Origin of the sequence: Streptomyces virginiae (assembly GCF_000720455.1) — a bacterium.
GTDB classification, from domain to species: Bacteria; Actinomycetota; Actinomycetes; order Streptomycetales; family Streptomycetaceae; genus Streptomyces; species Streptomyces virginiae.
Genome location: NZ_JOAK01000020.1, coordinates 60,692 through 75,422 on the forward strand (window position 1 = coordinate 60,692; position 14,731 = coordinate 75,422).

12 protein-coding genes, 1 tRNA gene and 1 pseudogene are annotated in these 14,731 nt (G+C 69.8%); 9 read left to right on the forward strand and 5 right to left on the reverse strand.

Annotation, left to right across the window (positions count from 1 at the left end; translation table 11 throughout):
- Positions 1-48 precede the first annotated feature (48 nt).
- The 5 genes from IG86_RS0126285 (at position 49) to IG86_RS43120 (ending at position 3,482) form a co-directional block, all read left to right on the forward strand.
- Positions 49-795, forward strand: coding sequence for a class I SAM-dependent methyltransferase (locus tag IG86_RS0126285; protein WP_030900125.1), 747 nt, complete (start codon positions 49-51; stop codon positions 793-795).
- Positions 792-2,348, forward strand: coding sequence for an FAD-dependent oxidoreductase (locus tag IG86_RS0126290; protein WP_030900129.1), 1,557 nt, complete (start codon positions 792-794; stop codon positions 2,346-2,348). Before IG86_RS0126285 ends, IG86_RS0126290 begins: the two co-directional genes overlap by 4 nt.
- Before the next feature lie 119 nt (positions 2,349-2,467).
- A complete protein-coding gene (locus tag IG86_RS43115; RefSeq protein ID WP_157854885.1) occupies positions 2,468-3,025 on the forward strand; it encodes a ligand-gated ion channel in 558 nt (185 codons plus the stop codon).
- Complete coding sequence (locus IG86_RS0126295) at positions 3,022-3,264, forward strand: hypothetical protein (protein ID WP_157854886.1); 243 nt, start codon at positions 3,022-3,024, stop codon at positions 3,262-3,264. Before IG86_RS43115 ends, IG86_RS0126295 begins: the two co-directional genes overlap by 4 nt.
- 98 nt (positions 3,265-3,362) lie before the next feature.
- Positions 3,363-3,482: transfer RNA gene (locus IG86_RS43120), tRNA-OTHER, on the forward strand.
- A 217-nt stretch (positions 3,483-3,699) separates the two neighbouring features.
- On the opposite strand, the gene IG86_RS0126300 is transcribed toward IG86_RS43120, so the two are convergent.
- Together IG86_RS0126300 and IG86_RS0126305 are read right to left on the reverse strand one after the other, a co-directional pair.
- A complete protein-coding gene (locus IG86_RS0126300) occupies positions 3,700-4,686 on the reverse strand; it encodes an ABC transporter substrate-binding protein (RefSeq protein WP_030900134.1) in 987 nt (328 codons plus the stop codon).
- Positions 4,687-4,816: 130 nt separating this feature from the next.
- Complete coding sequence (locus IG86_RS0126305) at positions 4,817-6,334, reverse strand: aminotransferase class I/II-fold pyridoxal phosphate-dependent enzyme (RefSeq protein ID WP_037943074.1); 1,518 nt, start codon at positions 6,332-6,334, stop codon at positions 4,817-4,819.
- Positions 6,335-6,406: 72 nt separating this feature from the next.
- On the opposite strand from IG86_RS0126305, the gene IG86_RS0126310 reads away from it, so the two are divergent.
- Positions 6,407-7,324: a LysR family transcriptional regulator gene (locus tag IG86_RS0126310; RefSeq protein ID WP_030828870.1), complete on the forward strand. Its 918-nt coding sequence runs from the start codon at positions 6,407-6,409 to the stop codon at positions 7,322-7,324.
- Here IG86_RS0126310 and IG86_RS0126315 read toward each other — a convergent pair.
- A complete protein-coding gene (locus IG86_RS0126315; RefSeq protein ID WP_030828873.1) occupies positions 7,299-7,781 on the reverse strand; it encodes a hypothetical protein in 483 nt (160 codons plus the stop codon). The two genes, IG86_RS0126310 and IG86_RS0126315, sit on opposite strands and share 26 nt — an antisense overlap.
- Before the next feature lie 135 nt (positions 7,782-7,916).
- On the opposite strand from IG86_RS0126315, the gene IG86_RS0126320 reads away from it, so the two are divergent.
- Complete coding sequence (locus tag IG86_RS0126320; RefSeq protein WP_030900140.1) at positions 7,917-9,110, forward strand: ALF repeat-containing protein; 1,194 nt, start codon at positions 7,917-7,919, stop codon at positions 9,108-9,110.
- Between the two features lie 80 nt (positions 9,111-9,190).
- Here the strand turns inward: IG86_RS0126320 and IG86_RS0126325 are convergent, their stop codons facing one another.
- A complete protein-coding gene (locus IG86_RS0126325) occupies positions 9,191-9,553 on the reverse strand; it encodes a ferrous iron transport protein A (protein ID WP_244306068.1) in 363 nt (120 codons plus the stop codon).
- Positions 9,554-10,385: 832 nt separating this feature from the next.
- On the opposite strand from IG86_RS0126325, the gene IG86_RS0126335 reads away from it, so the two are divergent.
- Together IG86_RS0126335 and IG86_RS41490 are read left to right on the forward strand one after the other, a co-directional pair.
- The gene (locus tag IG86_RS0126335) at positions 10,386-12,155 is read left to right on the forward strand and encodes a PKD domain-containing protein (RefSeq protein WP_030900143.1); all 1,770 of its coding nucleotides are present in this window, start codon (positions 10,386-10,388) and stop codon (positions 12,153-12,155) included.
- 183 nt (positions 12,156-12,338) lie between these two features.
- Positions 12,339-12,812: pseudogene (locus IG86_RS41490) on the forward strand (transposase).
- A gap of 439 nt (positions 12,813-13,251) precedes the next feature.
- Here the strand turns inward: IG86_RS41490 and IG86_RS43125 are convergent.
- A complete protein-coding gene (locus IG86_RS43125) occupies positions 13,252-14,541 on the reverse strand; it encodes a P-loop NTPase family protein (protein ID WP_157854887.1) in 1,290 nt (429 codons plus the stop codon).
- Positions 14,542-14,731 lie beyond the last annotated feature (190 nt).

Consider the following 14,731-nt stretch of genomic DNA (forward strand, 5'->3'; position numbering starts at 1 on the left):
GCCCGCCTGCCCCGCTCCTCCGCCCACCCCACCCGTTCTGGAGACCCTATGACCCTGCTGCGCGACGAGGACCTCGCCGCCGCGTTCGACCACGCGTCCCGCAGTTACGACGCCCTGGTGGCCGCCAATCCCGGCTACCACGCGCACCTGCGCCGCTCGGTGCGCCGCCTCGGCCTGCCCGGCCGTGGGGAGGGGCTGCGCGTACTGGACCTCGGCTGCGGCACCGGAGCCTCGACGGCCGCGATCCGTACCGTCCTCCCGGCCGCAGGCATCACGGCCGTGGACGCCTCGGCGGGCATGCTGACCCGGGCGGCCGCCAAGCCCTGGGCGGACGGCGTGCGTTTCGTCCACACACCGGCCGAGCACCTCGCGGACGCGGGCGTCGACGGGCCCTTCGACGCGGTGTTCGCCGCCTACCTCTTCCGCAACGTCTCCGATCCCGACGCCGTCCTGCGCACCGTCCGCACCGTGCTGCGACCGCGCGGACGACTCGGCGTCCACGAGTACAGCCTCAGCGGCCGCCGCGCCGACCGGGCGGTGTGGACGCTCGTGTGCCGCGGCATCGTCCAGCCCGCCGCGACCCTGCTGGGCGACGGGCCGCTCTACCGTCACCTGTGGCACAGCGTCGTCCATTTCGACCAGGCCGACCGATTCGCCGGCCGCATCGGCGAGGCGGGCTTCGACCAGGTCCGCGCCCTGCCCCTGCCGGGCTGGCAGACGGGCATCACCCACACCTTCGTGGCCTCACGCGCGCAGGACCCGCAGGACCCGCAGAACGCGCAGGACCCCCGATGACCCGCCCCGCACAACACCTGCCCGCGGCGCGCCGCGGCCGGGACCGGCGAGCCCGCATCCTGCCGGCGCACCAGGGAACCCGTCACGCCACCGGCCGGCACACGGTCGCCGTGGTCGGCGGCGGCATCGCCGGCCTCGCCGCCGCCACCGCCCTCGCCGAGCGGGGAGTCGCGGTGACCCTGTACGAGCGCGAGCCCTACCTCGGAGGACGGGCGGGCGGGTGGCCGACCCGCCTGCGCGACGGCACCACCGTGACCATGAGCCGCGGCTTCCACGCGTTCTTCCGGCAGTACTACAACCTGCGGGGCCTGCTACGGCGAACCGACCCCGCCCTGGCACGCCTCGCAGGACTTCCCGACTACCCCCTCCTGCACGCCGACGGGCTGCGCGACAGCTTCCGGCGCGTACCGCGCACCCCGCCGTGGAGTGCGCTCGGCTTCGCGGCGCTCAGCCCCTCCTTCCGGATGCGGGACCTGCCCGCCATGGACCCGGTCCGGGCCCTGCCGCTGCTCGACGTCCGCGTACCCGACGTCTACCACCGCCTCGACGACATCAGCGCGTACGACTTCCTGGAGGCCATCCGCTTCCCGGCGCAGGCCCGCCACCTGGCGTTCGAGGTGTTCTCGCGGAGCTTCTTCGCCGACCCGCGACAGCTGTCGGCGGCCGAGATGGCACTGATGTTCCACATCTACTTCCTCGGCTCCGCCGAGGGCCTGCTGTTCGACGTGCCGCGCTCGGCCTATCCGGCGGCGCTGTGGGAGCCCCTGGCCCGATACCTGGAGCGGCACGGCGCCGAGGTGCGGACGAGCAGTCCCGTCGAGCACGTCACACCGGCCGGCGCCGCCGGGTTCGACGTCGCGGGAGGCCGCGACGAGCACCGGTACGACGCCGTGGTCCTCGCCCTGGACGCCACCGGCCTGCGATCCCTGGCCGCCCGCTCGGAACAGCTGGGCGACCCCGCCTGGCGGCAGCGCGTGGCACGCCTGCGCCCCGCCCCGCCCTTCCTGGTCACCCGGCTGTGGCTGGACCGGCCCGTCGCCCCCGACCGTCCCGGATTCCTGGGAACCAGCGGATTCGGCGGCCTCGACAACATCAGCGTGCTGGACCGCTGGGAGGACGAGGCGGCCCGCTGGGCGGCACGCACCGGGGGATCCGTCGTGGAACTCCATGCCTACGCGGTGGACCCGCGCGCCGCGCGCACCGCCGAGCAGCGTCACCTCGTCGAGCAGCTCCACCGCGTGTACCCGGAGACCCGCGCCGCCACGGTCGTCGACGCCCGGCACGAATGGCGGGAGGACTGCCCGCTGTTCCCCGTGGGCGGCTACGCCGACCGCCCCACCGTCCACACGTCCGATCCCGGCCTGCTGGTGGCCGGGGACTGTGTCCGCACCGACCTCCCGGTGGCACTGATGGAACGGGCGGCCACCACCGGCTTCCTGGCCGCGAACGCCCTCCTGAAGCGCTGGGGCGTCCGAGGTCAAGCCCTGTGGACCGTCCCGGGCCGGGGCCGTGGCGCCCTACTGCGGAAGGCGGCCGAGTGGGCGAGCCGCTGAGGGGCCGAGCAGGCGGGGACCGCCGGTCCGGCACAGGCCTCCGGAAAGGCGGGCCGGGAGGCGGGGTACGGCGAAGACTGATCTCCCTGGTGCTTTGCACGACGGGGTTCCTCGCCGTCATGGGACCATCGGTCCCTGCGAGCGCGGCCGTGCCCCCCAGCTGTCGAGTCGGGGCCTATGTCACGGACCTCTACGGGCTGGATGTTTCACCACGGACCATCAAGGCGGATTTCTGGCTGTGGAGCGTGTGCCCGACCGATGCCCTCGACGCCACCCGACGCCTTGAGTTCGTCAACGCGACCGATGTCACCCAGAGCGACAGATCCGTGGTGAAGGTCGGCGACGAATACTGGTCGCAGGTGAAAGTGTCCGGAACGTTCCGTCAGCAATTCGATCTGAGCGAGTACCCGTTCGGCAAACAGGACGTGAAGATCCAGATCGAGGACTCCGAATACAACGCCTCGCAGTTCACCTATGTGGCCGACAGCAAGGACTCCGGGTACGACCACGCCATCAGTCTCGGCGGTTTCAAGATCAGGGACTTCGGTGTCGGGGGCACGCCTACGTGGCGTTCCTCATCTCTTTCATCTCGTACTGGATCTGGGCCTCCGATTTCATCACCGTGGTGGGGGCGCGCTTCGGAATCCTCGGCGCATCCCTCTTCAGCGTGGTCGTGAGCATGCGCGCCGCCAGTCTGACGGGCACCTCTTTCGGGGTGACCCTCGTCGACCAGATCCATTTGGCCACCTTGCTCTACACGCTGGTCGGCGTCGGCTGCACCTCCTACATCCTCTACAAGTGGGTCGATCCCGAGGAGAGGGCGTCGGTACAGCGGACGAACACGGTCGTCGCCCTGTCGACCACAGCCGTGTTCCTGATCGCCAACGCCGTCAGTATCGGCTTCGCGGTCACTTGAACGGTGCCGACGCAGGTGCGCCGGAAAAGGGTTCGTCCGCGGCGAGCGACGTCTCTACTCTTGGCCGGAGCGGGGGCGCGCGCGTTCCCGCAGGTTGCGGTGCCGTGGCAGAGCGGTCCAATGCGCTCGCCGTGGGCGAGGTCCCTCCCACGGCGATTGATGGGGAAGGGGCGGACCTGCCCCCAGCCGTCTCGCGGGTTCAAATCCCGTCGGCATTGCAGCCGAAGGACACCGAAGGGGGGCGCGGACAGCTGTCCGCGCCCCCCTTCGGTGTCCTGGGAGAAGGCGTACCCGAGGAGCGCCATCAGCGCGACCAGGATGGCTCCGCCTGCCCAGCGTCCGGGATGGCGCACCGGAACGGCCGTGATGGCCTGGCGGGGGACTGGTGGAGGGCGTCGGTCACTGCGACTGCCCTTCGGTGTGCACGGGGTCGGGTCAGGAGCCGGTGTTGACGTTCGCCGAGGCGACCGCCCCCGTGCCCGCGCCCCACTTGTCCAGTGCCTTCCGGTACGAACCGTCGGCGATGCAGGCAGCCAGGGCCGCCTTGAGGGCGTCGCGCAGTTCGGGGTTGTCCTTGGCGACGGCGATGCCGAAGGGGCCGGCCTCGATCTGGTTGCCGACGACCTCGAAGGCGTTTCCGCCGTCGGCCTTGAGGGCCAGGTAGGCGGCCACGGGGTAGTCGTTGACCCCTGCGGCGGCGCCACCCGCCTTGACGCGCGTCTGTGCCTCGGCGTCGGTCGGGAAGGACTCGATCGCGATGGCCGGCTTCCCGGAGGCTTCACACTCCTTCGACCGGTTCTTGGCCGCCTCCTCGAAGATGGTGCCCCGCTGTACGGCGGTCTTCTTACCGCAGAGATCGGCGATGGACCTGATCTGCTGGGGGTTGCCCTTGTGGACGTACACGACGGTGCCCGCGACGAAGTAGTCCACGAAGTCGACGCCGTTGCCGGTCTTCTGCCCCTTGTCGTCCAGGCCTTGCTGGCGGGCCAGGGTGTCGTTCATCGACGACATCACGATGTCCTGGCGTCCGGAGTTGAGGGAGGTGATGAGGCTGTCGAAAGTGCCGCTGGTGAACTCGAACCTCACGCCCAGGTGCTTGCCGAGGGCGGCGGCGACGTCCGGGTCGACGCCGACGATCTTTCCGTTCTCGACGAACTCCATCGGGGCGTAGGTGGCGTCCGTGCCGACCTTGATGACACCGGCTGCCCGGATGTCCGCGGGCAGCTTGGCGAACAGCGGAGCGTCACTCTTGGCGGCTCCGGCTCCGGCTCCGGCTCCGGCTCCGGATCCGGCCCCGGCGCCGGATCCGTCGATGCCCTGGCCCGCTGCGGTCTGGTCGCCGCAGGCACTCAGCAGCAGGGAGGCGGTGGTTGCGGCGAGGACGGTGGCGAGCGTCCGTCGGGTCGGTCTGCGTGTGGCCATGGCTTGTGCTCTCTCTCGGGGACGGTGGGGGTGACGGGGGATACGGAGGGAACAGGAACAGGAACGGGCGTGGTCGTGGTCGTGGTCGCGGGGGCGGCGGGCGGAACGCCGGTGCCGCCCGGTGCCCGGCTCAGGCGACGACGCGCAGGCGCGTCACGCCCAGGTCGAGCGCGCCTCGGACGTGGCCGTTCGGCGCGGTCGCGGTCCGCTGGAGGAAGCGGACGACCTCGGCGGTGATGACCTCGCCCGGCAGGACGTTGGGGATGCCCGGCGGGTACGCGGCCAGGGTGTCCGCGGAGATCCGTCCGACGGCGTCTTCCGCGTCCACGACCAGGGCGGGGCTCAGGAACGCCTCGCGGGCGGTGAGTTTCGTGGGGCCCGGATTCGGCAGCCGCAGCATGCCCCTGGCGTCGGCCGAGCCCGTGATCGGCGAGGGCAGCATGTGCAGTGCCTCGACGAACCGGTCGGTGTCGGGCGCGGACCCCGCACCGATCACGGCGACGATCGACGCGTCGGTCGCCACCTCGACCATGATCTGGTGGTCCCGGAAGAGCCGCCGCCTGGCCGCGTGCCCCGTGATCCCGCCGGCGCGGGTGTCGATCGCGATCCGCAGCGGGTCGGCGCCGACGATGTCGGGGAACGCGTGGAAACCGTCGCTCACCACCTTGAAGCGGCCCAGCGCGCGGACGGCGCCCCGCACTCCCTCCGCGGCCTCGACGCAGGCGCCCGTCGCGTCGGCGTCCGTGACCAGACGCCTGCGCGCCAGATCCAGCGACGCGGTCAGCAGGGCACTCGCGCTGGTGGACTGGACGAGCCGGAACGCCCGGTCCACCAGCGGCTCGAGCCGGTCCGCAAAGGGTCCCTCCGACAAGTGGAGCATCGCCGACTGCGTCAGGCTGCCCGCGAGCTTGTGCGTACTCGACGTCGCCAGGTCCGCGCCCATCGCGAGCGCACGCGCGGGAAGACCGGGATGGAAGCCGAAGTGCGATCCCCATGCCTCGTCGACGATCAGCGGGACGCCCGCGGCATGGGCGGCGTCCGCGATCGCGCGCACGTCGCAGACCGCTCCGAAGTAGCTCGGCGAGACGATGTACACGGCGGCCGCGTCCGGTGTCCGTGCGAGCGCAGCCGCCACGTCCGCCGCCGTCACACCGTGGGCGATGCCCTGCTCGGGGTCGACGGACGGTTGGACGAACACGGCGTCCATGCCCGACAGCACCAGCCCGTCGATCACGCTGGAGTGCACACTGCGCTGCACGACGAGCGTGCGCCCCAGCGCGGGGGCGACCATCGAGGCGATCTGGTTGCCCTGCGAAGCGCCGTTCGTCAGGAACCACGTGCGCCGCGCTCCCCAGGCCTCGGCCGCCAGATGCAGGGCCCGGTCCAACGGGGTGTCCGGGCCGAGGTCGATACCGTCGAGCAGCGGCGGGAAGTCCAGGGCCGGGACCCTCGCGCCGAAGAAGCCGGCGAGTTCCGAGCCGGGCGTCGCGGCGTGGCCGGGGACGTTCAGCCGCAGCCAGTCCCTTCCGGCGTGCCGCAGCACCGCCTCGGCGTACGGGGCGGAGAGCTGCCCGGAGCCGGAGCCGGAGCCGGATCCAGAGGAGGAGCGGGAGGACGGGGCGTGCTGATCGGTCGTTCGCGTGTTCACCCGGGGAGCGTGACACCCCACGACCCATTGAAGAAGCATGGACTTTTCGTTACCCCTCCATAGGATGTCTATATGCTCGACGTCAGGCACCTCCAGGTGCTGCGCTCCATCGCGCAGGAGGGTTCGCTCGCCGCCGCCGGCCGCGCACTGCACTACAGCCAGCCCACCATCACCCACCACCTCGCCGCCCTTGAAGCCCACTTCAACGCCCGGCTCGTCCAGCGCGGACCGCGCGGCGCCACGCTCACCGAACTCGGCGAAGCCCTGCTGCCGCACGCCGAGGCCGTTCTGGAGCGACTGCGGCAGGCCGAGCTGGAGGTGCGCAGCCTCGCCGAGCGAGGCATGCGCACCCTCCACATCGGCACGTTCCCCACGGCGGGCGCCCTGCTGTTGGCGCCGGCGGTCAAGCGGCTCCACCGCCAAGGGGTGCACATCTCGCTCACCGAGGGCGAACTGCCGCTTCTGCTGCGCGGGTTGAAAGCCCGCGAACTCGATGCCGCCCTCGTCTTCTCGCAGCCCGGCGACCGCCTCGACCTCGAAGAGGACTTCGAGGTCCACCCGCTCCTGACCGATCCGCTCCTCCTGGTCATGCCCGAGGACCACCCGTGCGCATCCCTCGACCGGGTTCCCCTCGGTGAACTGCGGGACACCGCGTGGGTGGGCGCGGCCGACCCCCACGACCCCTGCGACCGCGTCCTCGCATGGGCGTGCGCGCAGGAGGGGTACGAGCCCCTGCACGTGATGCGCACCGACGACTACGCGGTGGTCCAGGGCCTCGTGGCGGCGGGGACGGGCGTGGCCCTCGTGCCGCGGCTCGCGCTGGGACACCCCCGGCCCGACCTGGCGGTACGCCCCCTGGCCAGTCCTGACCTCGCCCGGGAGATCAGCGTCGCCCTACTGCGGTCCACCTCGGCCGGCGCCGCCCAGGAACTGATCGCGGCGCTGCAGGAACAGGCCGCACTGGTCACGGAGCGCTGGACCGCTGCGTGACCCCGCCGGCGCTGATCAGGAACCTGTCCAGCGCGAGCCGCGCCGTCTCGCCGCGGCCTGCCCGGTCCTGCTCGCTCCGCGCCGTGTGGATCTCCGTAGCCGCGTCGAGAGCGTTCTGGGCCAGCTCGAACAGGGCGGAATCGCCGCAGAGCAGGCGAACCCGGCAGAGCGCCGCCGTCGAGTCCGCCCGGCGCTGGTAGGACTCGTCACGGGCGCCGATGAACTGAGGGCTGTTCGGGTCGGCCCGTTCCAGGTGCCAGCGGTCGTTCTGGCTCCGGCGGAAGTCGGTGACCGCCGCGGCGAAGGCGCTGTAGGTGGCTATCCGTTCGTGCCAGAGCTGCTGGTCCCGGGTGAACCGTTCCGCCCGCCGCGCGATGTGCCGTTGGAAGACGAAGGTGAGGGTGGACCCGGCCAGTGTGGCGAAGACGGCGACGAGACCGGTGAGGGCTGCATCCATGCGGTCAGCATCCCCGCAGCCGCCGATCGCCGTCGGCAGGCCGAAGCGAGTGGCCGAAAATTGGTGTCCTGGCGCAACCATCTGCCCAGGTCGACAGTCTTCTGGGGCGAAGAAACGTTTCCAGGGGGTTTGTCTGTGAAGTTGTCCCGGATCGCCGCAGCGGTCACCACCGCCGCTCTTGCTCCGGCCGTCCTCATCGCGTCACCGGCGTTCGCCGCGGGCTCGGACGCCCCGGCCGCCGGCAACCAGCCGGCTCCGACCACGCCGGACCAGGCCGCGCCGGACCAGTCCGTGCCCGACCAGGCCGAAGAGGACCGCAAGACCATCCTCGCGATCATCGCCCACCCGATGGCCAGCGAGTACATGAAGGAAGCCGGCCGGAAGGCCATTGCCGACGGCCCGCAGGCCATGCGCAAGTTCATCGAGGTCGACCAGCACAAGATCCGCCTCGACGACTACCGGGTGGCGATCGTCCGCCTCACCCACGAGGCAGGTCCCAGCCTCACGGAAGGCATCAACGACATTCTCGACGGCGGCGCGACTCTGGAGCAGCTGCGCCACTTCTACGAGGTGACCCAGCACGAGCTGCGCGACGTGGACAACCGCGTCGAGATCCTCAAGCTGATCAGCACCGGCGGCTCGTCGGTGAAGGAAGCCGGCCAGAAGGCCCTCAAGGGCACCCCCGCCGACCGCGTCGCCTTCCTGAAGACGGGCCGGTTCCTCGCCCAGGCTTCGGACGACCGGGTCGAGCTGTCCCGCATCGACGAGGGCTGGGAGGGGCCGATCCTGAGCGGTGCCATCAGCAAGCTCCTCAACGGGTCGCCGACCCCGGCCGAACTGCGTCACTTCCTGGAGGTGACGCAGTACGAGCTGCGCGACCAGGACAACCGGGTCGCGATCGCCAAGATCATCGACGGTGGCGGTCCGGAACTCGTCAAGGCGGGCCGCGCCGCGCTGGCGGGCACCGCCGCCGATCGGGCCGAGTTCCTCAAGACGGGCCAGCACGAGGCCCGCGCCAAGGACGAGGCGGCCAAGGACAAGGAGAAGCCGGCCCCGGGCAAGGACGGCCAGGACCAGGGCGACGGCTCCGGCTCCGGCGGTGGTACCTCGTCGACCGGCACCGGCACCGGCAGCGGCAGCGGCAGCGGCAGCGGCTCCGGCTCGGGCAACACCGCCGTCGCCGCCCAGGGCGGCAACGGCGCTCCCCTCGCCACCACGGGCGCCGGCGACAACACCACCTTCATCGCGGGCGGCGCGGGTACCGCGCTCGTCGCCGGCGCCGGCCTGCTGCTCGCCGCACGCATGCGCCGCGCCGGAGCGAACGCCTGACATCGGCTGAACGCCTGACCGGCGCACGCCCCAGGGCCGTCACCCGCGCGGGTGACGGCCCTGACCGGTGTCCATCACGCTCAGGGGGTGTCCGGTCCACCGGGTTCGGCCCGCAGGTGGCGATCCCAGATCAGGGCCTTGCGATAGGGGCCGTCCCCACCGCTGTCACGCTGCGGCGTGTCGAAGGTGACCCAGTACCTCAACTCGCCGGCGAACGCCTGGGCATGCTCGTTGGGTTCTGGCGCGCCCATGGCATCGACGACTCCGGTGAACTCGACCTGCCAGGGGCCGTCCCAGTCCTGCGCGCGAACGACCCTGACCCGGCTGCCCGGTGCCAGTGCACCCGGCGGCCATGACTGCCTCAAGGGGCGACCGAGGACGTACTCCACCGCCTGGCGGTCGTCGGCGCTCGCAGAAACAGGGCCTCCGGAAGTGTCTGTCATCCGCTCACTCTGCCTGCAGCACTTCCGTGACGCCAGAAGACAACGCCCAGGCTCAGGGTGCGGTCCCGATCCCCTGCCGTTGTTGATCATCTACGGGTTGCTCTCGGGGCCGGCCGAGCCCTTCGCGCGGCGGTGGTTGCTTCTGGGAGGGGACGAGTCATACCGACGGCGTTCGATCGGTCCGAGCGGCGTGCGTGGGCGGGACGGGCCGATGCCCATGCCGCGGATTCGCCAAGCTCTGCGCGTATCCGCTGCCTGGCCTCCTCGACGCTGCCGGAGTCCGGGAAGGCGTGTGCGTACCCGATGTGGGGACGGGGACGGCCACGCCTGCGGCTCCGGAAGCCGGGGTGCGGGTGGCCGCCCTGCCCCGTTCGCCGTTCGCCGACGACGAGTTCGACGCCGTGGCCGGCACCATGGTCCTCAACCACGTCGGTCTCAGACTCCCCTGCCGGCCCTGGCTCCCGAAGGCCACTCCTCCTGCACCGGACAAGGTTCCGGCGTGGCCACGATCGGCCGGATCGTGACGAGCCACACCCCTGCGGTCATAGCCGAGATCAAAGCCACTTCGAGTCGCCGGCCGCCGAGTTCACCGGTCCGGACGGTGTGCTGGCGTTGCCTCACACAGCTACCCGGACACCCCGCACGAGCCGGAGGCTCTACGGAACAGCAGACGCCCCTCTGTCGATCGCAAACCGCACAGCGGGTAAAGCGTTGGCCCCTATGGAGTGAATCGTGCCAGAACCCCGTGACCCTTGGCCGGAACCTTCCATACGGTGGCCCCTCTTCGCTCATCACCACAACTGGGGGGCCGGTGCGCAACCACCGACTCGTAATGACCGCTGCCCTCGTGGCGGCCGGTCTCGGCATCATCCCGGGCATCGCGCAGGCGGCGGATCCCGTACCTGTCGCGGCCGGCGTGGCCGAGGCGATCGCCGAGGCATCCACGTCCGAGGGCTTCCACAGCCCCGCTGACCGCACGATCCGTACCACCCTGCCCACAGCCACCGACGGAAAGGCCAAGGCGAACACCAAAACCGCCGCACCGCAGAAGGCCCAGACCGCGCAGGCCGAACCGACCGCACCGACTGCACCGACTGCACCGACCGCACAGGCCGCGGAAGCCGCGGAAGCCGCACCGACCGCGCAGGCCGCACTCGACGCGGGTGCCAATCCGACCCTCGCCGTCGACGTCAGCGGCACCAGCTACACCGCGCACGGGATCGAGCTCACCGCCCTGATCACGAGCGCGGACTTCGCCCTCGACATCGTCGTCGACTGGGGCGACGGGAAGACCGACACGTTCACCGCCCAGGGGAACTACGAACTGCACGCCTCCCACATCTACGACAAGTCCGGCGAGTACCAGGTGCAGGTCAAGGTGACCGACACCGCCAACGCGGTCCAGGCCACCAACGGCGGTGCGTTCCTCACCCCCGGCGCCGACTTCACCCCGCACACCCCGACCCGCCTCCTCGACACCCGCAACGGAACGGGAGTGACGGCGGCGGGCAAGGTCGCGGGACAGGGTTCCACCCGCGTCAAGGTGGCCGGCAACGCCTCCGTCCCGGCGGGCGTCACCGCCGTCGCCCTCAACGTCACCGTCACGGAGACAGTCGACAGCGGCCACGTGACCGTGTGGCCCGGAGCCGGCTATGACCGCCCGAACACCTCGAACCTCAACTACACGGCCGGCCGGTCCGTCCCGAACATGGTGATCGTCCCCGTCGGTGAGGACGGGTACGTGGAGATCTTCAACGGCGGCTGGCAGCCGGTCGACCTGATCGCCGACGTCACCGGCTACTTCACCCGGGCCTCGGCGAGCGGCTACACCTCGATGACACCCGCCCGGTTCGTCGACACCCGTGAGGGCGTCGGCACGGCCCGCGGAAAGCTCGCCGCCCGCAGCGCGTTGACCACCGGGATCGGCGGCCTGCAGGGCGTGCCCCAGAACGTCACCGCGGTGGCGCTGAACGTCACGGTGACCGAACCCGAGGGGCCCGGCCACATGACCGCCTACTCCGGCACGGGGCCGGTACCGACGGCGTCGAACCTGAACTTCGTACCCGGGCAGACCGTGGCCAACGCGGTGATCGTGCCGGTGGCCGCGGACGGCACGATCAAGATCTTCAACGGGGCCTGGTCCCCGACCCACGTCGTGGTCGACGTCGTCGGCTACTACAGCCCGGACAGCAAGGCCGCCTTCCTGCCCTTCACCCCCTTCCGCACGCTCGACACCCGCGAGGAGGCGTACGGCTGGCCCGGCGGCAGGTTCCGGGCCCGGGAGTTCATCACGAAGGGGTTCACCCCCGAGGCGGCGACGGGCGTCGAGGCGTACGTCCTGAACGCCACCGTCACCGAGACCCGCGGCACCGGATTCCTCTCGGTCGCCCCGAGCCCCTACGCGCTGCCGGCGGAGGGCGCGCCCGCCGGACCCGCCGGACCGCGCCCCGTCTCCTCCACCCTCAACTGGACGACGGGCGACACCGTCCCCAACCTGGTCCAGGCGAGCGACGGCGACCACGGCGTCATCACCTTCTGGAACCAGGGCCACGAGGACGCCGACCTGGTGCTCGACGTCTTCGGCGTCTACCAGACGAAGTGACCCCGGGGGTGGCGCGCCCGGCCGCGCCACCCCTCCCCGCCGGCCTTGCCGGTGCTCGGGCGCAGCGAGCAGACGGCCGCGTCGTGCGTGAGCCAGGCCGTGAAGTCGGGGCGCGCCCAGACGCCGTTTCCTTTGGTGCAGGGCGGGCGTTGACGAGACGCGGACCGTCTTGTTGAGCAGTGGGTGCCGGACGAGCTGTGGGAGCTGTTTCGGCGGGTAGTGCCGCCGACGGTGGTGCATCGGCCGCAGGGTGGGGACGTCGGAGGGCCGGGGACCGTGAGGTGCCGGCCGCGATCGTGTTCGTGGCGACGTCGGGCTGCACATGGCGCACCGATCCGCTCGCGCCGTGGACCGGGCCGGCGTCGCCCGCCCAAACTGGACGGCGACAAGGGCTACGACGACGACCATCTGCGGCAGTGGCTGCGCAAGCACGGCATCGTGGTGCTGCGGATTGTCCGCCGTGGCATCGAGTCCTCCCAACGCCTGGGCAGCCATCGCCGGGTCGTGGAACGCACGATGTCCTGGCTGGCCGGCTGCCGTCGCCTGCACCGGCGATACGAGCGCAAGGCCGAGCACGTTGCCTCCGCGGGTATTTCCGCGGCCCTCATCTGCCACCGCCGTCTCGTCCATGCGGACGCGCACAGCCAGTCAGCGTGAGGAGGCTCCAACGCTTGCTTGCCCAGATCCGGATGGGCACCGCCTCTCGCTCGGCCGCGGTCGGCTCCGAGTGGTTCTGCACGCCTTCCAGGCACGACCAGCCCGTGACGCCCGGCTCGCTGTCGGCCAGAAACCCCTCGACGACTGGCCCGAGGTCGTCGGAAAGGTCGTAGGCGCCGCCGAGCGGCAATGCTTCCGCGGGCACCGATCCCGTCGAGCACCGGAGCTGACCGGCCTGCTCGTCATGCGCCGCATGGCCCGTGACCCTGGGAACCGCCACAAGAAACGACGTCCTAGGTCCCGTTGCAGACGCGGCAGTCGAGTGTGGCCGCGCTCGTTGCCGTCGCCGTCGCCGTCGAGCAGCGACTCGGCAGATTTCGTCGCCGTTCTCACACGCAGCGACTGTGATCCGTGGTTCGGTGGTATCTGCGGATGCCGCTCAGCTGCGCGGGATCTGATATCCAGATCTGGAGAATCGGGCGAGCCACCCATTGGGAGCGACGAAGGCTGCGTCGATCCCGGTGTCCCCGGGTGCCATCTCGATCAAATTTTGACGTTCGAGCTCCTCTGCGCATCGCTTCATTTCCCGAGCGTCCGAAAAGCCAAATGCCTCACAGTCCTCAAAGTTGCAAGATCCTCCGCCGCTGGCCATGTCATCCAGAAGTCCCCAGCCGGATCCGGAGATGTTGGCGTTGTTTGCATATTCGTCGGATCGGAGTGTCAGCCAGGATTCGAGTAGTGCGACATGTTCCAAATCATCTGCATCGACGATTCCTTCGTCGTGTAGCCAGAAGCTGAAATCCTCGCACTTTTGAAGGGTGTTCCTGAGATTGCATTTCAGTATCTCGTAGAGGTATCGAAATCCGATGGGGCCGACCGGGGGCGCCCCTCCCATCGTGTATTCCGCTATTCTGGATTCAAGTGCGCGTATGGCGTCATCCATGGGCAACGGTTCAACTTCGATGGGGTGGCACAAACGGCCTTGAAGGCGAGGCGAGGCTGCCGCTGTGCGTACGACCCCCCGTGCGCCACAGATGACCCACCTCAAGCCCGGTTCTGCGAGGATCGTGTCGCGAATCTCTTCAAGTGCTTGCCGTGCCGAAGTTGAGCTGACCAAGAGTTCCAGATTGTCCAGCACGCAGACGAAATATCCGGAACCTGGAGGGTCGAAGCAGGTGTGTATCCAGCTTCGAACCGTCTTGGCGAGGCCCGCCTCCGCAAAGGCTGCCGAAGAGTTCAAGGATTCGCTTCTGGAGCCCGAAATGCCAATACCGGCAATCGAAGCTCCGCCCGACATGGATCTGACAATGGGCGAGTTCATCCACTTGTTGACGTCTTTCACTTTGGGTGCGCCATAGCCCCATGCGTTCAATTCGTCCCTGTATTGAATGAACGCCTCTGCGATCGCCCGATATACTTTTGATTCGAGGAGCTTCACGCCGTCTTTGGTGGTGAGTTGAAACTCCTCTCCAAGGGGCAGCATAAGTGGCCCTCTGGCCTTGTCGCTATTCCGCTTCATGCGATAGTTGGCTATGGTGATGAGGCTCGTCTTTCCGACGCCGGCTTCGCCTTCTATTGTTACGTGGCTCGAAGATGAAGCCAGTCGGTTGATCAGGCGTCGTATGTGACGCTCGCGCCCCACGAGGAGCCTTTCCCCTGTTGCGGTCGGGGGCAGGGAGTCCGTGTCGTAGGGACTTTGGGTGAAACCGAAATCGGACCAGATCGTCATGGCGCACCAGCTGGCGTTTCGTTGAAACGGTAATAGTGCGAATTGGGGCGACTCTCTCTTGTCAAGCCTAGAAGTTGATCGCCATGTCCTCAACTTGAGCGTCACGTTCAGTTGTTGCGACCGCCGCACAGTGCCCTCTGCGGATGCCTTTCACATGCCCTTGCGGCGGATCCGGGGCGAGAAATCGCAG